General features: G+C 69.5%; 22 protein-coding genes and 2 tRNA genes. 9 read left to right on the forward strand and 15 right to left on the reverse strand.

Translation table 11 applies throughout. The features are described 5' to 3' along the window. Positions 1-3: 3 nt before the first annotated feature. From CCK91_RS07070 to CCK91_RS07090, 5 genes are all read left to right on the forward strand, one after another. Positions 4-1248 carry a PucR family transcriptional regulator gene (locus tag CCK91_RS07070; RefSeq protein WP_207568198.1) on the forward strand — a complete coding sequence of 415 codons (1245 nt, stop codon included), beginning with the start codon at positions 4-6 and terminating at the stop codon, positions 1246-1248. A gap of 112 nt (positions 1249-1360) precedes the next feature. After that, entirely contained in the window at positions 1361-2284 is a 924-nt protein-coding gene (locus CCK91_RS07075) for an ACP S-malonyltransferase (protein WP_086473465.1), read from the forward strand. 20 nt (positions 2285-2304) lie between these two features. Then, the gene (locus CCK91_RS07080; RefSeq protein ID WP_079705772.1) at positions 2305-3309 is read left to right on the forward strand and encodes a beta-ketoacyl-ACP synthase III; all 1005 of its coding nucleotides are present in this window, start codon (positions 2305-2307) and stop codon (positions 3307-3309) included. Between the two features lie 59 nt (positions 3310-3368). Then, entirely contained in the window at positions 3369-3617 is a 249-nt protein-coding gene (locus CCK91_RS07085) for an acyl carrier protein (RefSeq protein ID WP_056006457.1), read from the forward strand. Between the two features lie 139 nt (positions 3618-3756). Then, a complete protein-coding gene (locus tag CCK91_RS07090; RefSeq protein WP_071260783.1) occupies positions 3757-4995 on the forward strand; it encodes a beta-ketoacyl-[acyl-carrier-protein] synthase family protein in 1239 nt (412 codons plus the stop codon). A gap of 199 nt (positions 4996-5194) precedes the next feature. Here the strand turns inward: CCK91_RS07090 and CCK91_RS07095 are convergent, their stop codons facing one another. Then, positions 5195-5698 carry a DUF3145 domain-containing protein gene (locus CCK91_RS07095; RefSeq protein ID WP_064293650.1) on the reverse strand — a complete coding sequence of 168 codons (504 nt, stop codon included), beginning with the start codon at positions 5696-5698 and terminating at the stop codon, positions 5195-5197. 216 nt (positions 5699-5914) lie between these two features. Here CCK91_RS07095 and CCK91_RS07100 point away from each other — a divergent pair, with 216 nt between their 5' ends. Further along, positions 5915-6817, forward strand: coding sequence for an ROK family protein (locus CCK91_RS07100; protein WP_086473466.1), 903 nt, complete (start codon positions 5915-5917; stop codon positions 6815-6817). Positions 6818-6938: 121 nt separating this feature from the next. Here the strand turns inward: CCK91_RS07100 and CCK91_RS07105 are convergent. The 3 genes from CCK91_RS07105 to CCK91_RS07115 all read right to left on the reverse strand — a co-directional run bounded on the left by CCK91_RS07105 (position 6939) and on the right by CCK91_RS07115 (position 9438). Beyond that, positions 6939-7013 (reverse strand) — tRNA-Ile (locus CCK91_RS07105). 40 nt (positions 7014-7053) lie between these two features. Beyond that, on the reverse strand, positions 7054-8334 hold the full coding sequence (locus CCK91_RS07110; RefSeq protein ID WP_369821876.1) for a glycosyltransferase: 1281 nt from the start codon (positions 8332-8334) through the stop codon (positions 7054-7056). 123 nt (positions 8335-8457) lie between these two features. Next, positions 8458-9438: a DMT family transporter gene (locus CCK91_RS07115; protein WP_242664426.1), complete on the reverse strand. Its 981-nt coding sequence runs from the start codon at positions 9436-9438 to the stop codon at positions 8458-8460. Between the two features lie 70 nt (positions 9439-9508). On the opposite strand from CCK91_RS07115, the gene def reads away from it, so the two are divergent. Continuing rightward, positions 9509-10075 carry a peptide deformylase gene (gene def, locus CCK91_RS07120; protein ID WP_086473468.1) on the forward strand — a complete coding sequence of 189 codons (567 nt, stop codon included), beginning with the start codon at positions 9509-9511 and terminating at the stop codon, positions 10073-10075. A gap of 199 nt (positions 10076-10274) precedes the next feature. Here the strand turns inward: def and CCK91_RS07125 are convergent. From CCK91_RS07125 to dusB, 5 genes are all read right to left on the reverse strand, one after another. Further along, positions 10275-10347, reverse strand: a tRNA-Asn gene (locus tag CCK91_RS07125). A gap of 94 nt (positions 10348-10441) precedes the next feature. Further along, positions 10442-11290, reverse strand: coding sequence for an ATP-binding cassette domain-containing protein (locus tag CCK91_RS07130; RefSeq protein WP_071260793.1), 849 nt, complete (start codon positions 11288-11290; stop codon positions 10442-10444). A 102-nt stretch (positions 11291-11392) separates the two neighbouring features. After that, positions 11393-13267: a DNA primase gene (dnaG, locus tag CCK91_RS07135; RefSeq protein ID WP_086473469.1), complete on the reverse strand. Its 1875-nt coding sequence runs from the start codon at positions 13265-13267 to the stop codon at positions 11393-11395. Between the two features lie 88 nt (positions 13268-13355). After that, a complete protein-coding gene (locus tag CCK91_RS07140; protein WP_085511054.1) occupies positions 13356-14603 on the reverse strand; it encodes a deoxyguanosinetriphosphate triphosphohydrolase in 1248 nt (415 codons plus the stop codon). Positions 14604-14628: 25 nt separating this feature from the next. Continuing rightward, the gene (gene dusB, locus CCK91_RS07145) at positions 14629-15789 is read right to left on the reverse strand and encodes a tRNA dihydrouridine synthase DusB (RefSeq protein ID WP_079705764.1); all 1161 of its coding nucleotides are present in this window, start codon (positions 15787-15789) and stop codon (positions 14629-14631) included. Between the two features lie 51 nt (positions 15790-15840). Here dusB and CCK91_RS07150 point away from each other — a divergent pair, with 51 nt between their 5' ends. Beyond that, positions 15841-16359 carry an aminoacyl-tRNA deacylase gene (locus CCK91_RS07150; RefSeq protein ID WP_086473805.1) on the forward strand — a complete coding sequence of 173 codons (519 nt, stop codon included), beginning with the start codon at positions 15841-15843 and terminating at the stop codon, positions 16357-16359. Here the strand turns inward: CCK91_RS07150 and CCK91_RS19630 are convergent. The 4 genes from CCK91_RS19630 to recO are packed head-to-tail and all read right to left on the reverse strand — an operon-like array spanning position 16350 to position 18760. After that, a complete protein-coding gene (locus CCK91_RS19630; RefSeq protein WP_165767003.1) occupies positions 16350-16499 on the reverse strand; it encodes a hypothetical protein in 150 nt (49 codons plus the stop codon). The genes CCK91_RS07150 and CCK91_RS19630 overlap by 10 nt on opposite strands. Next, positions 16496-17176, reverse strand: a complete 681-nt coding sequence (locus tag CCK91_RS07155) for a DsbA family oxidoreductase (protein WP_079705763.1) — start codon at positions 17174-17176, stop codon at positions 16496-16498. The genes CCK91_RS19630 and CCK91_RS07155 overlap by 4 nt, the downstream gene beginning before the upstream one ends. 28 nt (positions 17177-17204) lie before the next feature. Beyond that, positions 17205-18026 carry an isoprenyl transferase gene (locus CCK91_RS07160; RefSeq protein WP_086473470.1) on the reverse strand — a complete coding sequence of 274 codons (822 nt, stop codon included), beginning with the start codon at positions 18024-18026 and terminating at the stop codon, positions 17205-17207. Next, a complete protein-coding gene (recO, locus tag CCK91_RS07165; RefSeq protein WP_086473471.1) occupies positions 18023-18760 on the reverse strand; it encodes a DNA repair protein RecO in 738 nt (245 codons plus the stop codon). The genes CCK91_RS07160 and recO overlap by 4 nt, the downstream gene beginning before the upstream one ends. Positions 18761-18843: 83 nt before the next feature. Between recO and CCK91_RS07170 the strand changes: the two genes are divergently transcribed. After that, the gene (locus CCK91_RS07170; RefSeq protein WP_086473472.1) at positions 18844-19512 is read left to right on the forward strand and encodes a trimeric intracellular cation channel family protein; all 669 of its coding nucleotides are present in this window, start codon (positions 18844-18846) and stop codon (positions 19510-19512) included. A 6-nt stretch (positions 19513-19518) separates the two neighbouring features. Here the strand turns inward: CCK91_RS07170 and CCK91_RS07175 are convergent, their stop codons facing one another. Together CCK91_RS07175 and CCK91_RS07180 are read right to left on the reverse strand one after the other, a co-directional pair. After that, complete coding sequence (locus tag CCK91_RS07175; protein ID WP_086473473.1) at positions 19519-20931, reverse strand: ABC transporter permease; 1413 nt, start codon at positions 20929-20931, stop codon at positions 19519-19521. Then, entirely contained in the window at positions 20928-21686 is a 759-nt protein-coding gene (locus CCK91_RS07180) for an ABC transporter ATP-binding protein (protein WP_079705758.1), read from the reverse strand. The genes CCK91_RS07175 and CCK91_RS07180 overlap by 4 nt, the downstream gene beginning before the upstream one ends. Positions 21687-21713: the final 27 nt, after the last annotated feature.

The following is a 21713-nucleotide window of genomic DNA, read 5'->3' on the forward strand; positions in this document are numbered from 1 at the left end:
ACGGTGACGAAGACGAAGACGAAGGCCGAGACACTCGACTGGCTCCGCCGGATCTCGGGTGAGCTCGCGACCGCGACGCTCAAACGCCTCGAGGACACCCTTCCCTGGTACGCCGAGATGCCACCAGGCCGCCGCTCAGCGGTCGGCCTGGTGGCGCAGGCGGGCATCAGTTCGTTCATCTCGTGGTTCGACGATCCCCGGTCGACACCGTGGATCGCAGCCGACGTGTTCGGGGCGGCTCCTCGCGAGCTGCTCCGTTCCGTCAGCCTGCAGCAGACGCTGCAACTCATCAAGGTCACCGTCGAGGTCGTCGAGGAACGCGTCGCGTCCGGAAGCGTCGACCTCCGCGAGGCGATCCTCCTCTACTCACGTGACATCGCATTCGCCTCAGCCGATGTGTACGCTCGCGCGGCTGAAGCGCGCGGCCTGTGGGACGCCCGCCTCGAGGCCCTCGTCGTCGACTCGATCCTCAGTGGCGAGGCCGACGACGAACTGCCCAGCCGGATCGCCGCCCTCGGGTGGCACGGTCACGGCGAGGCCTGTGTCCTGGTCGGGACGACCCCACGGGTGCTCGATGTCGACATGCTCCGCCGGACCGCCCGACACCTCGACGCCGACGTCCTCATCGGCGTCCAGGGCAACCGGCTCGTGCTCGTCCTGGGTCGTGCTGAGCTGCCCAGCACCGAGCCCGGAGACGGCGAACCCGTCGACGAGGCGGAACAGGCCACCGCAGACGCCCGCACCAGCTCACAACTCACCTTCCTCGACATCGCCGCCAAGCTCGAGCACGGCTTCGGGCCGGGGCACCTGGTACTCGGTCACGCCGTGCCATCCCTCATCGAGGCGTCGCGCAGCGCGAAGGCCGCACTGGCCGGCTTCGCCGTGGCGAAGTCCTGGCGCCACGCACCTCGACCGGTCGCCGCGGACGACCTCCTTCCGGAACGCGCCCTCGCCGGCGACAACCTCGCGAAGACCACGCTCATCGAACGGGTCTACCGTCCGCTCAAGGACTACTCCGGTGAGCTCGTGACGACGCTCTGGTGCTACCTCGACAACGGCCGCTCGCTCGAAGCGACGGCGCGCGAGCTCTTCGTGCACCCCAACACGGTCCGGTACCGCCTCAAGCGGGTCTCCGAGGTCATCGGCTGGGACGCGACCGGTGCCCGCGAGTCGCTCATCCTGCAGGCGGCGCTCATCCTCGGTGCCATCGCTGAGCCTGAGCCGTCCCGACGTCGGCTGACCTCCTGACGCTCGCTGGGCCGCTCGACCGGTCGGCTTTGTGGACTCCACACAACACATTTTCCAAAGGTTCGTGGTGTTGCTCCACTGCTTGGCGTCTTCCGGTTGGCAGACTAGAGCGGTGATCGTCATCGCCTGCCCTGGACAGGGCTCCCAGACCCCCGGCTTCCTCGACCCCTGGTTGCAGGACGCCTCCGCGAAGGATGCGCTCGCCCGCTTCTCCGACGAAGCCGGACTCGACCTCGTCAAGCACGGCACCGTCTCCGACGCCGACACCATCCGCGACACCGCGGTGGCCCAGCCGCTCATCGTCGCTGCCGGCATCGTCGCCTTGGACGCCCTGCGGAAGGCCCTCCCCGCCGACGCCGCGCCGTTCGGCGGCATCGCCGGACACTCCGTCGGCGAGATCACCGCGGCCTACGGCGCAGGCATCCTCTCGGACAGCGACGCCATGAGCTTCGTGAGCGAACGCGCCGTGGCCATGGCCGAGGCCGCAGCCACCACCCCGACGGGCATGAGTGCCGTCCTCGGTGGCGACCAGGACGCCGTCGTCGCGCACGTCCGTTCCTTCGGGCTGGAGCCCGCAAACTACAACGGCGGCGGCCAGATCGTCGTCGCCGGCGCGCATGACGCCCTCGCCCGCCTCGCCGACGAGCCACTCAAGGGCACACGGGTGATCCCGCTGCAGGTCGCAGGCGCCTTCCACACGAGCTACATGGAGTCGGCCCGCGACTGGCTGGCCGGGGCGAGCCGCACGGTCGAGCCCCAGGACCCGACGCTCCGCATCTGGACGAACCACGACGGCACCGAGGTCGCCTCGGGTACGGCGTTCTTCGACCTCCTCATCGGCCAGGTCGCCTCCCCGGTACGCTGGGACCTGTGCATGGACGCGTTCAGCGCCGCAGGGATCACCGGACTCATCGAGCTCGCCCCCGCCGGGGCGCTCACCGGACTCGCACGTCGCGGCCTGAAGGGCGTGCCGACGGTCGCCATCAAGACCCCCGACGACCTGCCGGCAGCCCTCGACCTCATCGCCCAGCAGTAGCGCAGACGGAGAACCAGTCAATGACCACCCCCACCCTCAAGCAGTCGCGCGGTCCCGAGTTCACCCGCATCCTCGGCCTCGGCGCAGCTCGCGGAGACCTCAGCGTCCCGAACGACGACCTCGTCGGTCCGATCAACTCGTCCGACGAGTGGATCCAGCAGCGCACCGGAATCGTCACCCGCACGCGGGCGTCGGCCGACGTCAGCGCCGTCGACCTCGCAGCCGAAGCCGGCGCCGAGGCCATCGCGGCCGCGGGCATCTCGCCCGAGCAGGTCGACCTCGTCCTCATCGCGACGATCAGCAACGTCCAGCAGTCCCCGTCGATGGCGGCCGTCGTGGCCGACCGCGTCGGAGCGAACCCCGCTGCCGCCTACGACCTCAACGCCGCATGTGCCGGATACGCCTACGCGATCGCCCAGGCCGATGCCCTCATCCGATCGGGCGCGGCACACTACGCGCTCGTCATCGGCGCCGAGAAGCTGTCCGACATCGTCGACCCGACCGACCGGTCGATCTCGTTCCTCCTCGGCGACGGTGCAGGCGCGGCCGTCGTCGGTCCGAGCGACTTCCCCGGCATCTCCCCCACCGTGTGGGGATCCGACGGCTCGAAGGCCGACGCCGTCGGCATGAGCGGCACGCTCACCGAGTTCCGCGACGGCACGGCCGCCTGGCCGACCCTGCGCCAGGAGGGCCAGACGGTCTTCCGGTGGGCGGTCTGGGAGATGGCCAAGGTCGCCAAGCAGGCGCTGGAGGAAGCGGGCGTCGAAGCCTCCGACCTCGCTGCCTTCATCCCGCACCAGGCGAACATGCGCATCGTCGACGAGTTCGCCAAGCAGCTCAAGCTGCCGGAGACCGTCGTCATCGCGCGCGACATCGAGACCACCGGCAACACCTCGGCGGCGTCCATCCCGCTCGCCACCCACCGGCTCCTCCAGGGGCACCCCGAGCTCAGCGGCGGCCTCGCCCTGCAGATCGGGTTCGGTGCCGGACTGGTCTTCGGCGCTCAGGTCGTCGTCCTGCCGTAGCAGGACGCCCGACGCGACTACACTCGACTACGGTCAAACCTCACCCAAGGAGTAGAACAATGGCACTGTCCACCGAAGAAGTCCTCGCCGGCCTGGCCGAGCTGATCAACGACGAGACCGGCATCGCGACCGACACCGTCGAGCTGGACAAGTCGTTCACCGACGACCTTGACATCGACTCGATCTCCATGATGACCATCGTCGTCAACGCGGAGGAGAAGTTCGACGTGAAGATCCCGGACGAAGAAGTCAAGAACCTGAAGACCGTCGGCGACGCCGTCGACTTCATCGTCAAGGCTCAGGGCTAGTCCCAGCGCAGTGCTGAAGGGTCGGCCGGCAGTTGGCCGACCGGCCCTTCAGCGTTCGAGGCGGCTCGTCCGTCCGGACACGGGCTCGACCGCCGCAGGGCTCGGACCCCCTCGTCGTCTCCACAGAAGGTTTGACTGAATGACCACCAAACGCATCGTCATCACCGGCATCGGTGCCACCACTCCCCTCGGCGGCAACGCCACCGACTCCTGGGACAACCTCCTCGCCGGCAAGAGCGGTGCGAGCCGTCTCGAGCAGCCATGGGCTGAAGAACTCGAGCTGCCCGTTCGCTTCGCCGCGCAGGCCGCCGTCCCCACCGCGGACATCCTCGACCGTCGTGAGGTCAAGCGCCTCGACCCGTCGAGCCAGTTCGCCCTGATCGCCGCGCGCGAGGCCTGGCAGGACGCCGGCGCCCCCGAGGTCGACCCGGAGCGACTCCTCGTCGACTGGGCCACCGGCATCGGCGGCGTGTGGACGCTCCTCGACGCCTGGGACACCCTGCGCGAGAAGGGCCCCCGCCGCGTCCTCCCCATGACCGTCCCGATGCTCATGCCGAACGGCCCGGCAGCGGCGATCGGCATGGACCTCGGCGCCCGAGGCGGGGAGCGCACCGTCGTCTCCGCTTGTGCGTCAAGCACCGAGTCGCTCGCCAACGCATACGACCATCTCCAGGCCGGCCTCGCCGACATCGTCGTGGCCGGTGGCTCCGAAGCCGCCATCCACCCGCTCCCGCTCGCGTCCTTCGCAGCGATGCAGGCGTTGTCCAAGCGCAACGACGACCCCGCCATCGCCTCGCGTCCCTACGACGTCGACCGCGACGGATTCGTCCTCGGTGAGGGCGCGGCAGCACTCATCGTCGAGACCGAGGAGCACGCCAAGGCCCGTGGCGCCCGCATCTACGCCGAGCTCCTCGGTGGTGCGGTGACGAGCGACGCGTACCACATCACCGCTCCCGACCCCGAGGGTTCGGCTGCGGCCCGCGCCATGCGTGCAGCCGTCGAGAACGGCGGAGCGTCGCTCGACGACGTCGTCCACGTCAACGCACACGCCACGAGCACGCCCGTCGGCGACATCGCCGAGTACAACGCGCTGCGTCGGGTCTTCGGTGCCCACCTCGACGACATCGCCGTGACGGCCACCAAGGCCTCGACCGGCCACCTCCTCGGCGGCGCGGGCGCCATCGAGGCGGCCTACACGGCGCTCGCCCTGCACCACCGGGTCATCCCGCCGACCATCAACCTCGACAACCAGGACCCGGAGATCCCGCTCGACGTCGTCACGACGCCGCGTGAGCTCGGGTCCGGCGACCTGCTCGCCATCAGCAACTCGTTCGGGTTCGGCGGCCACAACGCGGTCGTCGCGTTCCGGAGCTACTGAGCCGTCCGCGACGGAGACGACGACGGGTCGTGGTGCATGCACCACGACCCGTCGTCGTCTACTGACCAGGGTGCCGCCGTTTCGTCACCTCGTGTCTGCCGGGAGTGTCACCGACCTCGCACGGTCCACGCCACGTGGGCACCCTGTCGTCTGTGAAGTTGTCTCGCGTGCGCGGTGCCGCCGCGCCGGCGGGGCCGGATCAGCCCACGTTGTGCAGCCAGATGACGGAGGACCCGTCGCCGGCGTGACGGAACGGCTCGAGTTCGTCGTCCCACGGCTGTCCGAGCGCGACGCGGAGTTCGCGCTGGAGTTCGGCGGCGTTCCCGGCGCCGACCTCCATGGCGTACCGGATGCGATCCTCCGGCACGACCACGTTGCCGATACTGTCGGTCTGCGCGTAGAAGATCCCGAGGTCGGGCGTGTGCATCCACCGGGCACCGTCGACGCCCTGGGCCGGGTCTTCGCTCACCTCGTAGCGGAGGTGCTCCCAGCCGCGCAGGGCTGAGGCGAGTGCGGCTCCGGTGCCATGCGGGCCTTCCCAGAAGACCTCGGCACGCTGCGCCCCGCGGAGGATCGGCTGGTCTTCCCAGTCGAAACTGATGGCACGACCAAGAGCGCGACCTGCCGCCCATTCGAGGTGCGGGCAGAGCGCGCGAGGCGACGAGTGCACGAACAGCACACCCTTCGTCATCGGTGTCGACATGATTCCTCCACTGCGTCCGGGTGCGTCTTCCCCAACGACCCATGCAGTGTGATCCATGTCGGTGTCCGGCTGACCGGACCTCCGTGTATGCAGTTGTTCGACTCGCGCCGATACGAGCATTATGCCCCATGACCTGGAGGAATGACAACCGTGTCGTTCCCAGTACGCTGGATCGGGAGCCGGCCCGGACTGACGGCCCTCCAGGATGGAGCGGTGATGCACGAGGCCCTCGCGATCGACATCGGCGGCACGAAGGTCGAAGCGGCCATCGTCGATGCCGAGGGACGGATCCTGCCCGGCACCCGGTTCCGCGGTCCGACGGGCGCCGCCGCCACCCGCGAGGAGCTCGTGGCGTCGATCCTCCAGACCGTCGAACGAAGCATCGCGGCCCATGGCGGGCCGGTGTCCGGTATCGGGATCGGTTCGGCGGGCCCCATCGGCAGGGCCGACGGCACCGTCTCGCCGATCAACCTCCCCCGACTCGCCGACTTCCCCGCCGTGGCAGAACTCCGGCGCTTCACGTCCGGTCCGGTGGAACTCCGACTCGACGGCACCTGCATCGCCCTGGCCGAGCACTGGCAGGGCGCACTCCGCGGAACCGAGAACAGCATGGGCATCGTCGTCTCCACCGGGATCGGTGGCGGGATCATCCTCGGATCCCGACTCGTCCCCGGCACCTCGGGCAACGCCGGCCACCTCGGACAGATGCAACTCCGCCGACGCGAACCGGATGCTGTCGGCACACCCTGGACGTTGGAGGGCATCGCGTCAGGCACCGCGACGGTCGCCTGGGCGCGCGCCCAGGGATGGACCGGCACGACTGGCGAACAGCTCGGGGCCGACTACGCAGCCGGAACGGAGATCGCGATCCGCGCCGTCCGACGTTCCGCCGAGGCCGTCGGCGAAGCCCTCTGCGGCATCACGACCCTGCTCGACCTGGAACGCGTCGCGATCGGAGGCGGCTTCTCGCGGGTCTCCCCCGACTACCTCGACCTCGTCCAGGAGGCCGCGACCTCCGCCGCACTGCACGCCTACGCCCGGGAACTCCGGGTGGTCCCGGCCGGGCTCGACGCCGACGGGCCGCTCATCGGTGCCGCCGCCCTCGTCCTCGCGGACTGACCGGTCCCTGAGCCACCCCGTCCCGGTCCCTGAGCCGCCCCATCCCGGTCCCTGAGCCTGTCGAAGGGCGCCCTTCGACAAGCTCAGGGACCGGAACCAAGGCTCGTGGGCCGGTTCTCGGTAGGGCGGGTGGGACTTGAACCCACGCATCGTTCGGTTATGAGCCGAATGCCTTCACCAGCTTGGCTACCGCCCCGTGCGGAACCCAGTGTACCGAGTGGCCCGCGGGGCGGGAGTCAGTCGCGGGATTCCTGGCGGTCTGCGGTCGCCGTGTGACGCTCGGTCGTCGGGTCGACGACCTGCTCGCCACGGTAGAGCGCTTCGAAGGTGTCGAGCGTGCGCTCGATGTCGTGTGCGGAGACGAGCTCCAACGAGGCGTCCTGCATCCGGCGGTACTCCTCGGGCGAGGCGCTGAGTACCGTCGCGAGCCGCTCGGCCAGGGCGTCGACGTTGCCCGGCTCGAACAGGTAGCCGTTGACCTGATCGTGCACGAGGTGGGGCAGGGCCATGGCATCGGCCGCGACCACCGGGAGACCGGAGGCCATGGCTTCCATCGTCGCGATGCTCTGCAGCTCGGCGATGGACGGCATCGCGAAGACGGTGGCGTTCGTGTAGGCCTGCTTCACCTCATCGTCGGACACCTTGCCGAGGAACCGGACGCGGTCGCCGATGCCGAGCTGCTGGGTCAGCTGCTCGAGGTTCTTCGCTTGGTCGCCGCCACCGATGACGTCGACGTGGGCGTCGAGTTCCTTCGGGAGTTTCGTGAGCGCGCGCAGAAGCACGTCGATCTGCTTCTCGCTCGTGATGCGACCCACGAAGAGGATGGTGTTGCGCTTCCGCGGTTCGAACGACGGCGTGTACTGCCCGGCCTCGATCCCGCAGGAGATCGCGTGCACGCCGGTCAGGCCCGTGAACTGCTCCAGGAAGTCGGCGGCCTTACGCGTCGGGGTCGTAACGGCGAAGGCACGATCGAAGACGCGACGGGCGGCAGCCCACTGCGTCCGGACGAGCCACTCCTGGGTGCGCTTGGGGATGACGGTGAAGTCGAGGATGTTGTCGGGCATGATGTGGTTCGTCGCCACCATGCGGATGCCGCGTTGCTCGGCCTCGATCGAGAGACCACGGCCGACCACGATGTGCGACTGCAGGTGCACGACGTCGGGCTTCACGCGGTCGAGGATCTTCCGGGCGTTCCGACGCATCGACCACGGCATCGCGAAGCGCAGCCAGTCGTGCGGGTACCACCGGAGGCTGAAGAGGCGGTGCGCCGTCATCGTCTGACCCTCGTGGGTCTCCTTCCACGTGCCGAACTTGCGTGAGCCCGCGGGCGCCACGATGTGGACGTCGTGGCCTCGGCGGACGAGTCCGGCTGCGAGTCGTTCGGCGAAGCGAGCGGCCCCGTTCACGTCGGGCGAGAAGGTGTCGGCACCGATGACCACCCGCAGCGGCTTGTGGGTGTCGGCGCTCGGCGTCGTGCTGGACGCCTTCGCGAGGTGCTGGTCGTCGGGAGAAGTCAAGGTATCGGTGATTCCTCTGTGCTTGGCCAGTGATGTGAGGGGGTGCGGGCGGTCGCTCACGACCCTGATGCGGCGCGGAACGCCATGCTCAAGCATACCTGCAGCCCGTTCGGGCTCCAGGGCTCAGGCGGGCGCGTCGCCGGTCGCGAGGGCCTTCGCGGCTGCTGCGGCCGCCGGCGTCTGGCTCACCTGCGGGTGGTGGCGGGCGAGCTGGAAGACACCCCACACGGCGATCGCTCCGGCCACGACGAAGCCGAAGCCTGCCCAGAACGGTGCATTGCTCGCCTCGCCCAGCACGATGATGCCGACGCCGACCGCGATCATCGGGTCGATGACCGTCAGACCCGCGATGACCAGATCGGGAGGCCCCGAGGAGTAGGCGGTCTGCACGAAGTAGCCGCCGAGCGCACTCGCGGCGACGAGGCCGAGCCCGCAGAGGATCGTGAGCCAGTCGAACTCGCCCTGCTGCAGCCGTCCGATGATGACCTTGGCGAGCGTCGCGACGAAGCCGTAGAGCACCCCGGTCCCGACGATGTAGAAGATGGCCGTGAAGCGGGAGCGGAACACCATGAAGCCGAGTCCGAACACGACGAGCACGACGCCGAGCATCACCAGGATCGTGACGAGCTCGGCCTCGGTGATCCGGTGCTCGCCCGTGAAGACCGCCGCGATCGTCACGAACAGGCCGACGCCGCCGACGCAGGCGACGATCGCCACGACCGATCGACGGTTCAACCGGACGCCGCTGATCCGGCTGTTCACCACCGCTGTGATGACGAGGGCGACCGCGCCCAACGGCTGGACGAGGGTGATCGGAGCGAGGGACAGGCTGCCGAGCTGGAGCACGATCGCGAGCCCGAGCATGACCGTTCCGGTCACCCAGGACGGCCGACTGAGCAGCGCCAGGAGCTGAGCGACGTTGAGCCCCGAGGTCGCGTCGGTACCGCTCGACGACTCGACCTTCGCCACACCCCGGTGCTGCAGCTGCGCGCCGAGTGAGAGGAAGACGGCACCGAGGAGTGCGAACGGGATGCCGAGGAGTTGAGAGGGATTCCGGGTGAAGTCGTCCGCGAGGTCGGCGATGTCGATGGCGGAGGGGATCACCCGTCGAGGCTACCCCGAGGCCTCGCCGATCCCGGCGCGCCAGGCCGAGCCCAGCGGATAGGCTCGAGCAATGGCAATTCTCGAGATCCACGTGACCGGTGACCCGGTGCTCCACTCCGTCGCCCGGCCGGTCACCACCGTGGACGACGACCTCCGGCGGCTCGTCGCCGACATGTACGAGACCATGGATCTCGCTCCCGGGGTCGGGCTCGCGGCTCCGCAGGTCGGCGTGCCGCTCCGCCTCTTCGTCTACAGCTACGAGGACGACGACGGCCAGCCCTGGCGTGGCGTCGCGATCAACCCCGTGCTGTGGATCAATCCCCCGCCGGTGGGCGAGCTCGACGAGGAGGCCGAGTCGGAGGGCTGCCTCTCCGTCCCCGGCGAGCGGCACCCGCTCCGTCGCGCGGAAGCGGCCATGCTCATCGGGACCGACCTCGAGGGCGACCCGGTCGAGCTGCGGGTCGTCGGCTGGCGCGCACGCATCCTGCAGCACGAGTTCGACCACCTCAACGGCGTGCTCTACGTGGACCGCCTCGAGCTGCCGCACTCGCGCCGAGCGGCGAAGGCGATCCGCAAGGCGGGCTGGGGCGTGCCCGGGATCTCCTGGCTGCCGGGTCGTGACGACCTCGAGGGCTGAACCACCTCGACGGACACGACGCCGGCACGATCGACACGGCATCACCTCGACAGGCGCAGGGTGTCCGGACATGCAACGAGGCCCGAAGAGTGGAGTCTTCGGGCCTCGTCCTCCAGTCTACGGCGTCCCTGCCGGTTTCGTGAAACCGGCCTCGAACGACGAATCCCCCGGTCCGTATGGACCGAGGGATTCTGTGCAGCTCCTCGAGTTGGACTCGAACCAACAACCTATCGATTAACAGTCGATTGCTCTGCCAATTGAGCTATCGAGGAATACGTGCTTCGACCGGCCGGACGAATCAGGCCTCTGCGTTGCAGCGCGTATCTACTGTAGCAAAGGATTCGCAGACTCCAAATCGACACGCGATCAATCGATGCCGACGGCCTCGGGCGTCTCGTACTGGGTCTCGGTGCCGCCCGACTGGGCGAGCGCCGCGAGGAACTCGTGCGGCGGATCGGCGAGCATCGCGTCGATCGGGCCGTAGCCCACGACCCGCGACTGGTGGAGCGCCAGGACGTCGTCGGTCACCTCGCGGAGCATCGCGAGGTCGTGCGTCACGACGATGACCGTGCCGCCGTCGCGTCGGAACCCGTCGAGCAACTCGGTCACCGTGTGCCGGACCGTGATGTCGATGCCGGCCGTCGGTTCGTCGGCGATGAACACCTTCGGGCCGAGGACGAGGGCCCGTGCGATGGCGATGCGCTGTCGCTGACCACCACTCAGCTCGTAGGGGTACTTGTCGAGGCTCGAGAGCGGCATCTGCACGGCGTCCAGCAGCGTGGCGACCCGGACGCCGAGCGCCTGCTCGCTGAACTTCTTGTCGCGCGCGAGGACCGGTTCCGAGATGAGCTCTGTGACGGTGAGTTCGGGCTTCAGGTGCGCACCGGCCTCCTGCTCGAGCAGGGACACCTCGAACGTGAGCTTCGTGAGCTCCCTACGGCCGACCTTGCGCATGGAGCGACCGAGCGTGCTCGCGTCGCCGCCGGACACGAACGGACGGGAGTCCGCTCCGGTCAGGTGGCGTCCGGACAGCACCCGCAGGAGCGTGCTCTTCCCCGAGCCCGAGCTGCCGATGACCCCGAGGGAGCCGCCGACGGGCAACTCGAAGCTGATGCCATCCAGGGCTCGGTTGCTCGGACTGACGCCGTGCGCGGCGTAATCGACGCTCAGATCACTCGCCCGGACCGCCGGTCCGTCCTGCTCTGGGTGCTTCATGAGACCTCTCCTTCCGGTGCACGGGGAGCCACCGGATCGCCATCGAGTGTATCCGGCGATCCCGGCGGGGCCACGTGCCACGCTCGGAGGAGGCCGCCCGCGTCAGGCCTCGGCGCGGAGCGCACGCCGTTCCGCCTCGACGTCCGCGAGCTGCCGGGTGATCTCCCGGTGGGACTCGTCGCGGGGGTCGGTGCGACGCAACGACCCGAGCAACGCCGCCTTCCGACCGAGGAGGTCGCGGTCGATCAGCGCCCGCGCGATGTCCCGGACGTAGCTCGGCAGTTTCTCCTCGTTCGTCTCGGGGAGCGGGGACACCCCGAGCTCACGCACCAGTCCGTCGAAGCCGGGTGGAACCTGCGCGATGACGGTCTCGAGCCAGGCGTTCGTCCCGAGGTGGTCCAGGCTCACACTCATGGCGTCGCGTACCACGGCGAGGGAACTGTTGGCGACCGAGCTCTGGACCGCGCGCTCCAGCATGGGGCGTTCGAGGTGCTGGGGCAGCTGCAGGATCGCACGGAGGGCGTCTTGCTCGAGGCGCGTCGACGGATCCTTGGGCAGGTCGTTGAGCGAGGCCTGGCGCTCGCGCGGCGGCTCGGCAGCTGGTGCGCCGGGGCCCTGCTGGCGGGCGTCTCGGGCGGAGTTCTGCGAGCCTCCTGCGGCGGCACCGCCAGCGGCCCGCACGGCGCGGGCCACCTCGTCGAGTTCCATGCCGAGCTGCTTCGCGAGCACCCGGGTGTACCCGGGACGGAGCGAGGGGTCGCGGATCTCGGCGACGACCGGCGCGGCCGCGCGGAGTGCGCCGACGCGGCCCTCGACCGTCTCGAGGTCGAAGCCCGCCAGCGTCCGCCGGATGATGAACTCGAACATCGGCTCGCGGCCGTCGACGAGCTTCCGGATGGCGCCGTCGCCGCGGTTGAGGCGGAGGTCGCAGGGGTCGAGGCCGTCGGAGGACACGGCGACGTACGTCTGGGCGGAGAACCGCTTCTCCTCGCCGAACGCACGCGTCGCGGCCTTCTGCCCGGCCTCATCGGGGTCGAACGTGAAGATGACCTCGCCGGTGGCGGAGTCGTCGCCCATGACGCGGCGGATCATCTTGATGTGGTCGACCCCGAAGGAGGTCCCGCAGGTCGCCACCGCGGTGGTCTCCCCCGCCAGGTGGCAGGCCATGACGTCGGTGTACCCCTCGACGACGACGACGCGCTTGCCGCGCGAGATGTCGCGTTTGGCGAGGTCGAGTCCGTAGAGGACCTGCGCCTTGTGGTAGATCGCCGTCTCGGGGGTGTTGAGGTACTTCGGCCCCTTGTCGTCTTCGCGGAGGCGCCGGGCGCCGAAGCCGAGCACCTGGCCGGTGGTGTCGCGGATGGGCCAGATGAGGCGCCCGCGGAACCGGTCGTAAACCCCGCGGTCGCCGCTCGACACGAGCCCGGCCGCGAGCATCTCCTCGTCGGAGAATCCGCGAGACCGCAGCGCCTTCATGAGGTGGTCCCAGCCGGCAGGCGCGAACCCGATCCCGAAGTGGTCGGCAGCGGCGGCGTCGAAGCCTCGTTCGCCGAGGAACCGCCGCCCGAGGTCGGCATCGCCGTCGTGGAGCTGCTGCTGGAAGTACTCGGCGGCAGCCTGGTTGGCGGCGAAGAGGCGAGCCCGGTTGCCGTGATCGACCTTGCCGCCGCCCTCCTCGTAGCTGAGCGGGTAGCCGATGCGCTGCGCGAGACGTTCCACCGACTCCGCGAACGTCACGTGGTCCATCTTCTGCAGGAAACTGTAGACGTCGCCGCTCTCGCCACAGCCGAAGCAGTGGTACAGCCCGACCGTGGGGCGCACGTGGAAGCTCGGGCTGCGTTCGTCGTGGAAGGGGCACAAGCCCTTCAGCGAGCCGACGCCGGCGGACTTCAGCGAGACGTAGTCGCCGACGACGTCGCCGATGTTGGTGCGTGCCTTGACCTCTTCAACATCGCTCTGTCGAATCCGTCCGGCCATGCTTCGATCCTAGTCTCGTGCGTCCATCGTCCATCCCTGAGGGCCTCCGCGCAGCGGAGTCGGAGGCCCGCTCCCGTGTGGAGGAGCGTCAGGCGCCGACGTGCCGCTCGTGCCAGGAGAGGGCACTCTGATCGGTCAGGCTCGCGATCTGGTCGACGACGACGCGTCGGCGCTCCGCATCGGACCCGGCTGCTCGCCAGTCCGCCGCGAAGCCGACGTCGAGGGCAGACTCCCCGAGCGCGAACACCGCGTCCGACAGTTCGATGAGGATCTCCCGCTGCCGGACGTACAGCGGCTGGCGGGAGTCGCTGTACATCACGAACGCGGCCACGATCCCCTTGAGGAGGGCGATCTCGGCCTGGATGCCGTGGGGCACCACGACGTCGGCCCCGAACCGCACGAGGCTGGCCTGCGGGAAGGCCTCCCGGGTCGCCGCAGTCGCCGCACCGGCGAACCGACCGATCATCTGGCTCGTGAAGTTCTTGAGCCGACCGAGGTCGCGCCGGGAGCCGTCCCAGGCGGTGATCCAGGTGTGCGAGGACTGCAGCCGGTCGAAGGCGGCGGCGAGGTCGTCGTGGGTGAAGTCGTCGCCGGCCCAGGACAGCGCGGTGTCGATGAGGCGGTCGTGTCCGGCGCGCGCGTTCAGGAACGCCGGGTCGATGTACTCCCCGACGACGGCGTCCTCGAAGTCGTGCACGGAGTAGGCGATGTCGTCCGCGAGGTCCATGACCTGCGCCTCGACGCAGCGGACGCGCTCGGGAGCGCCGGCTCGCAACCAGCGGAAGGCCGCAGAGTCCTCGTCGAAGAACCCGAACTTGGCGCGACCACCGGGATCCGGCACCGACTGGGCGGCCGGCCACGGGTATTTGCAGCTGGCGTCGAGGCTCGCGCGGGTGAGGTTCAGACCGTACGGCTCGCCGTCGGGACCGAAGACCTTGGATTCGAGGCGCGTCAGGATCCGCAGGGTCTGGGCGTTGCCCTCGAACCCGCCGATCGCGGCGGACCAGTCGTTGAGCGCTCGTTCGCCGTTGTGACCGAACGGCGGGTGACCGAGATCGTGCGCGAGGCACGCCGTGTCGACGACGTCTGGCGCGAGGTCGAGGCTGGCTGCCAGCTCGCGACCGACCTGCGCCACCTCGAGGGAGTGGGTCAGCCGGTTCCGCGCGAAGTCGACACCGCTCGTCGGGCTGAGCACCTGGGTCTTGGCGGCGAGTCGCCGCAGGGCGCTGGAGTGCAACAGCCGGGCACGATCACGTGCGAAGTCGGAGCGTCGCGTCGAGTGGTGCTCGGGCATCCAGCGTTCTTCGTCGTGCAGGGTGTAGCCGTCCCGGTCCATGGAGACGCTCCCCCGCTCGATGATGCTATCCGCCACTGTGGTCCAGTTCCGCTCCCGCGATCTCGGTCTGCTCGTCGGCACCCAGCGACTGCGAGTCGAGCCAGCCGTAGGGCAGTGCCGGTCGTTTCGGCGTACCGGCGCGTCCGCGCTGCCCTTCGGCCGCGGCGCCCGGGTAGGGAGCGGTCCAGTCGAGGGTCGCGAGCAGTTCGTCGAGCTGGTCGAGCGACTCCACGGTCGCGAGGCTCGCGCGGAGGTCGCCACCGACCGGGTAGCCCTTGAAGTACCACGCGACGTGCTTCCGGATGTCGCGGCAGCCGCGCTCCTCGCTCTCGAAGAACTCGGCTAGGAGCTCGGCGTGACGCCGGAACGCGGCCGCGACGTCGCCCAGCGACGGCTCCGCCTTACCACCCTCGCCGGCGAACGCCGAGCTGAGGTCGCCGAAGAGCCAGGGGCGACCGAGGCACCCGCGGCCCACGACGACGCCGTCGCAACCCGTCTCGTCGACCATCCGGAGGGCGTCCTCGCCCGACCAGATGTCGCCGTTGCCGAGGACCGGCACCGAGGTGACCGTCTCCTTGAGCTTGGTGATCGCCGACCAGTCCGCGTGGCCGGAGTAGAACTCGGCGGCGGTCCTGGCGTGCAGCGCGATCGACGCCACGCCGGCGCCCTCGGCGATCCGGCCGGCCTCGAGGTAGGTGAGGTGGTCGGAGTCGATGCCCTTGCGCATCTTGATCGTGAGCGGGACGTCGCCGGCGGCACGGACAGCGCCCTCGACGATGTCGCGGAAGAGCCCGGTCTTCCAAGGCAGCGCCGCTCCCCCGCCCTTGCGGGTGACCTTGGGCACCGGGCAGCCGAAGTTGAGGTCGATGTGGTCGGCGCGATCCTCGGCGACGAGCATGGTGACGGCCTCGGCGACCGTCTTCGGGTCGACGCCGTAGAGCTGGATGGAGCGGAGCGTCTCGCTCTCGTGGTGCTGGATGAGCCGCATGGTCTCCGGCGTGCGTTCGACGAGCGCGCGGGAGGTGATCATCTCGCTGACGTACAGTCCGGCACCGTATTCGCGGCACAGTCGACGGAACGCCGTGTTGGTGATCCCGGCCATAGGGGCGAGCACGACCGGCGAGTCGAGCACGATGGGCCCGATCGCGAGGCTCGGGCGCTGCGAGAGCGTGGTAGGAAGAGACATCACCCTCGATTCTCCCAGATGATCGGCGCTCCCGCGCCCAGTGAGGACCACATGTCAGACGCCGTCCCGCCCGTCGACCTCCAGCCGCCCGGCCGCGAGCGCGTCCGAGCAGCGGCCGCCGCACTCGGTCTCGACGTGGAGCTGGTCGAGCGACCGCCCGCGCGCAGTCTCCACGAGGCGGCGGAGCTGCTCGGCATCGAGCCCGCGGACATCGTCAAGACGATCGTCGTGAAGCGTCGCAGCGGCGACTACCTCTTCGCCCTCGTGCCGGGCGGCCGCAAGATCTCCTGGCCGCCGTTCCGCACGCTGCTCGGGGTGAACAAGCTCGCGATGCCGGACGCGGCGACCGCGTTCCAGGCGACCGGCTACGAGCGCGGCACCATCACCGTCCTCGGTGCGAGCGCTCCACTCCCCGTCTACGCGGACGAGCGCATCCTCGAGCGCGGAGGGCGCATCTCGATCGGCGCCGGCGAGCACGGGTGGAGCGCCTTCGTCGACGCGGCGGAGTACCTCACGGCCATCGGCGCCGTCACCGCGGACCTCACCGAGCCGGAGGACCCTCAGTCCTGAGCCGGCTCCGGCGGGAGTACGAGGCAACTGTCGCCCTCGCAGACGACGGCGTCGCCCCCGAGGAGTCGGAGCGCCGGCCGGATCGTCGCGGACTGCTGATCACCGACGCTGCGCTCAGGGGACGTCGTCTCCGCGCTCACGCCTGCACCGGCTCGGTGCTCGCGCGTTCCGTCCAGACCTGCTCGAGGACCTGCGTGAACGCGGCCGCCTCCTGCGCCCCGGACACCCCGTAGGCGCCGTCGATGACGAAGAACGGGACGCCCTGGATGCCATACCCCTGTGCCGTCGCCTGGTCCTCGCGGACCGCCTGCGTGTACTGGCCGGATTCCAGCGCCGAGACCACGGCGGACCGGTCGAGCCCCACCTCGACGGCGAGGTCGGCGAGGTCCTCGATGCGACCGACATGGCGGCCCTCGGTGAAGTAGGCCCGCAGGAGGCGCTCGGTCATCTCGAGCTGCTTCCCCTCCGCCTTCGCGAAGTGCAGCAGTTCGTGCGCCTTCACCGTGTTCGTGTGCTGGAGGATGCCGAAGTCGTACTCGAGACCGGCGTCCGAGGCGATCCCCGTCACCCGATCGAGCATCTGCTGCACCTGGTCGGCCGGCATGCCCTTGTGCTTCACGAGGAAGTCGATCTCGGTGCCGTCGAAGTCGACCGGGGTGTCGGGTGCCAGCTCGAAGGAGTGGTACTCCACCTCGACCTCGCGTCCGTCGCCGAGCTGCGCGAACTCCGCCGCACCCCGCTCGAACTTGCGCTTGCCGATGTAGCACCACGGGCAGGCGATGTCGGACCAGATGTCGATCTTGATGGGTTCACTCATGTCAGGGCCAACCACCGACACCCGTCGGTCATTCCCCCGAGGGCGCCGGGGCGTCTGGCACGTCGCGCGCCCCGCCGAAGCGGCGTTCACGTCCGGCGTACCGCTCGACGGCTTCCCAGAGCTGACGCCGCCCGAAGTCGGGCCAGAGGGTGTCGAGGAAGACCATTTCCGCGTAGGCCGACTGCCACAGCTGGAAGTTGCTGGTGCGCTGCTCCCCGGAACTCCGGACGAAGAGGTCGACGTCCGGAAGGTCGGGCAGGTAGAGGCGGCTCTGGACGAGACGCTCCGAGACGGCCGACGGCTTGATGCGGCCGGCGGCGACGTCGTCGGCGATGCTGCGGACCGCGTCGACGATCTCGTTGCGGCCGCCGTAGTTGACGCACATGGTGAGCGTCAGGCGGTCGTTGCCGCGCGTCAGCTCCTCCGCCGTCTGAAGCTCCTTGATGACCGAGGTCCACAACCGCGGCCGACGCCCCGACCAGCGCACGCGCACGCCCCACTCGTTCAGTTGGTCGCGCCGTCGATGGAGCACCTCGCGGTTGAACCCCATGAGGAAGCGGACCTCGTCGGGAGAGCGCTTCCAGTTCTCCGTCGAGAACGCGTACACCGACAGGTGCTTGATCCCGAGTTGCAGGGCACCGGCCACGACGTCGAGGAGTGCGGCCTCGCCCGCCTTGTGCCCTTCGACACGCGTGAGTCCGCGTCGGTTCGCCCACCGGCCGTTGCCATCCATCACGATCGCGACGTGCGACGGCACCTCGCCCTTCGCGAACTCGGGCGGGACCTCCCCCGTCCAGTCGATCGGTTTGAACGGCACCGCGTCGCGGTGGGTGTACGGCTTCGGGGTCACCCGCGGCTCCGATCCTGTTCGAGGTGCGCGAGCGACCGTAGGCCGCGCTCCAGATGCCATTGCGCGTAGGCGGCGGTGAACCCGCTCGCCCGTGAGGCCGTCTGCTCGGCGGCGGCCTCCGCGTAGTCCCAGTCGCCGGAGAGCAGCGCTCCGAGGAGCGAGAGGGTGTCGGCGTCGAGCCGAGGGCTGCCCGAGGGTGCGCAGTCGTCGCACACGACCCCGCCGAGCTGCACGACGACGTGCGAGTACTCGCCCTCCGTGCCGCACCTCGAGCAGGCGCCGAAGCTCGGTGCCCAACCGGCGAGCGAGAACGCCCGGAGCAGGTAGGAGTCGAGGGTGAGCCGCGGACCGTGCTCGTGCTTCGACAAGGACCGCAGGGCGCCGACGAGCAGCAGGTACTGCTGGAGGGAGCCCTCGGACTCCGTCAGGCGATCGGCCGCCTCGACCATCGCGCTGGCGGCCGTGTAGCTCCCGTAGTCGGCGCTGATCTCGGCGCCGTACGAACCGAGCGACTCGGCCTGGGTGATGGTGTCGAGGCTCCGGCCCTCGTAGAACTGGACGTCGGCGACCATGAACGGCTCGAGCCGGGATCCGAACTTCGAGCCGGTGCGACGGACACCCTTGGCGACCGCCCGGATCTTGCCCCTGCTGCGTGAGAGCATGGTGACGATGCGATCGGCCTCGCCGAGCTTGTGGGTCCGCAACACCACCACTTCGTCTCGATATACCGGCACGCATCGATTATCCCGCCTCGCACCGACAACGTGACCCGGGAACCGCCGTCGGGGATCGAAGGAGCGCCTGGAGAGATGAAGCCGTGAACGAGTTCCTCTTCGTCGTTCCGCTGTGGGTCGACCTCTCGGCGGTCGCGATCGGCGCCGTCCAGGGCGCGATGTTCGCCGCCAGATTCCAAGATCGTCAGCTCGACTGGCTCGGCGTCGCCATCATCGGCGTCGTCGTCGGTCTCGGTGGCGGTCTCATCCGCGACATCCTCCTCGGACAGGTGCCCGCGTCCCTCCAGAACAACTGGTACCTCCCCGTCGCCTCGGGAGCCGCACTGCTCGGGATGTTCCTGCTGCGCACCATCACGAGGCTCGGGCCGGTCATCATCGGTCTCGACGCCCTGACGATCGGCATGTTCGGAGCGATCGGCTCCACCAAGGCTCTGGCAGCCGGTCTGCCGGTCATCCCGGCGATCTTCGTCGGCACCGTCTCAGCCGTCGGCGGATCGGTCCTCCGAGACGTCATGCTCGGCGTCCCCGTCGCCCTCATGCACGTCGGCTCGCTCTACGCCGTGGCGGCCGCGGTCGGGACCGCCCTCCTCGTCCTCGCCGTGACCTTCGGTGCACCGCTCGGGATCGCGGCGATCGTCGGCGTCTCCTCGACCGCGGTGATCCGCCTCCTGGCCGTCCGGTTCGGGTGGACGTTGCCGGAGCAGCGCCAGATCGGCGGATGGCGGATCTGGCGCCGCTCGACGCGCGGCTGAGTCGTCTCAGTCGACCGCGAGTGCCGCGACGGGCGCGATCCGGGTCGCCCGACGTGACGGGGCCACCGAGGCCACAGCCGTGAGGAGGGCGGCGAGCACGACGATCACGACGACGATGGCCCACGGGATGACCGGGAAGATCAGCCCGGGCGAACCGTTGATCGCGCCGAGCATCGATTGGGCACCGGCCCAGCCGTAGAACGTCCCGAGGACCAGACCGACGACGACGGCCGCGATGGTCAGCTGCGCCGCTTCGATCACGATCATGCGACGGATCTGCGCCGCCGAGAATCCGAGTGCGCGCAGCAGTCCGAGTTCGCGGGTGCGTTGCAGGACGCTGAGGGAGAGGTTGTTGACCATCCCGACCGCAGCGATGAGCGCGCTCAGCCCGATGAGGGCGGAGAAGACGCCGACGGTCGTCGCGACCACGGCCTGCGTGCCCTCGTAGACCTCCGGATTCGCAGCCTGTGCGTTCAGCACGAACTCTTGGAAGTTGGCCGCTGCGACCGCGAACATCGTCACGAGGGTCACGCCGATCACCAGACCGATCGTGGTTCGTGAACTGCGCTCCGGGTAGCGGACGGCGTTCTCGGCGGCGAGTCGAGCCGTCGCGGAGGTGCCGAACAGCCGGCCGACCAGCCGCAAAGCCGGCGGCATCACGAGGTGCGCACCGAGCACGAGGCCGGAGAAGGAGACGATCCCGCCGACGATGCCGATGAGCACGCCCAGTGGCGACACGAGCCCGACGCCGACACCGGCGAGCAGGAGCAGGACGCCGACCACGAAGAGACCGATCGCGACAGCGTTCCGGGCGGGCCTCGCGGTGGCCTCCTCCCGGCTCAATTCCTGCGATCCTCCGATCGCCTGCATCGGGGTGACCGTGAGGACGCGACGTGCGCCGATCCAGGACGCGAGCCAGGTGGTCAGGACGACTGCGACGACGGGCAGGAGGACGGCCGGTTCGATGATCGCGTACGGCAGCTCGGGCAGCACACCGGTCGCGACCCCGATCCGCACGAGCGCGAAGGTCGCCAGGAGCCCGACGAGTAGCCCGGCTCCCCCGCCGAGCAGGCCGACGACGACGCCCTCCTTCGCGACGGCGCGACGCTGCGATCGCGCCGTCGAACCGATCAGGCGGAGCAGCGCGATCGTCCTCGTCCGCCCGGCGACGATCGTCGCGAACGTGTTCGCCGTGACGATCGCACCGACGTAGACCGCCAACGAGACGAACACGGCGGCCGCGAGGATGAGCATGATCACCACGGTGCCGCTGGACCCCGTGACGTCGTCGGCCAGGATGAAGGTGGAGAGCACACTCGTGACCATGAGCAACAGGACGCCGAACGAGGCGCTGAGCGTCGCGACGAGGAGACTCGCGCGATGCTCGCGGGCCCGGGGCCCGAGATCCGCCCTGCTCATGCCGCACGCTCCATGCCGAGCATGAGCGCTGAGATCTGCTCGGCGGTCGACCGGGGACGGTCCTCGACGACCCGGCCATCCGCGAGGAACACGATCCGGTCCGCGTAGCTCGCGGCGATCGGGTCGTGCGTCACCATCGCGATGCTCTGCCCGTATTCGGTGCTGGCCGCCGCCAGCAGGGCCAGGACGCTCCGCCCGGTGCGCGAGTCGAGGTTGCCGGTCGGTTCGTCCGCGAAGAGGAGCTCGGGTCGCGTCGCCAGGGCACGCGCGATCGCGACGCGCTGCTGCTGTCCGCCCGAGAGTTCGTGCGGGCGGTGCCCGAGTCGGGAGGCCAGTCCGAGCGTGCTCACGAGCACATCGATCCAGCTCTGCTCCTCACCGGTCGGACGGCGGGCGTCGAGCTCGAAGGGCAGCCGGATGTTGGCCGCGACGTCGAGCGTCGGCACCAGGTTGAACGCCTGGAACACGAAGCCGACACGACGCCGACGGAGGATCGTGAGCTGCCCGTCGTCGAGGTCCGTGATGTCCTGGTCACCGAGGCGCACCCGGCCAGCTGTGGCCTGGTCGAGGCCGGCCATGATGTGCATGAGTGTCGACTTGCCCGAGCCGCTCGGGCCCATGATGGCGGTGAACCGGCCCCGCTCGATCTCGAGGTCGACGCCGTCGAGGGCGACGACCTGGTTGTCGGCTGGTCCGTAGCTCTTCCTGAGTCCGTGGACGCTGGCGACGACGGACGGCTGTGCTGAAGTGGTCATACTCCGAAGCTACGGAGTGAGGTGCCG

Origin of the sequence: Plantibacter elymi (nom. nud.), assembly GCF_900177795.1 — a bacterium.
Taxonomy (GTDB): Bacteria; Actinomycetota; Actinomycetes; order Actinomycetales; family Microbacteriaceae; genus Plantibacter; species Plantibacter elymi.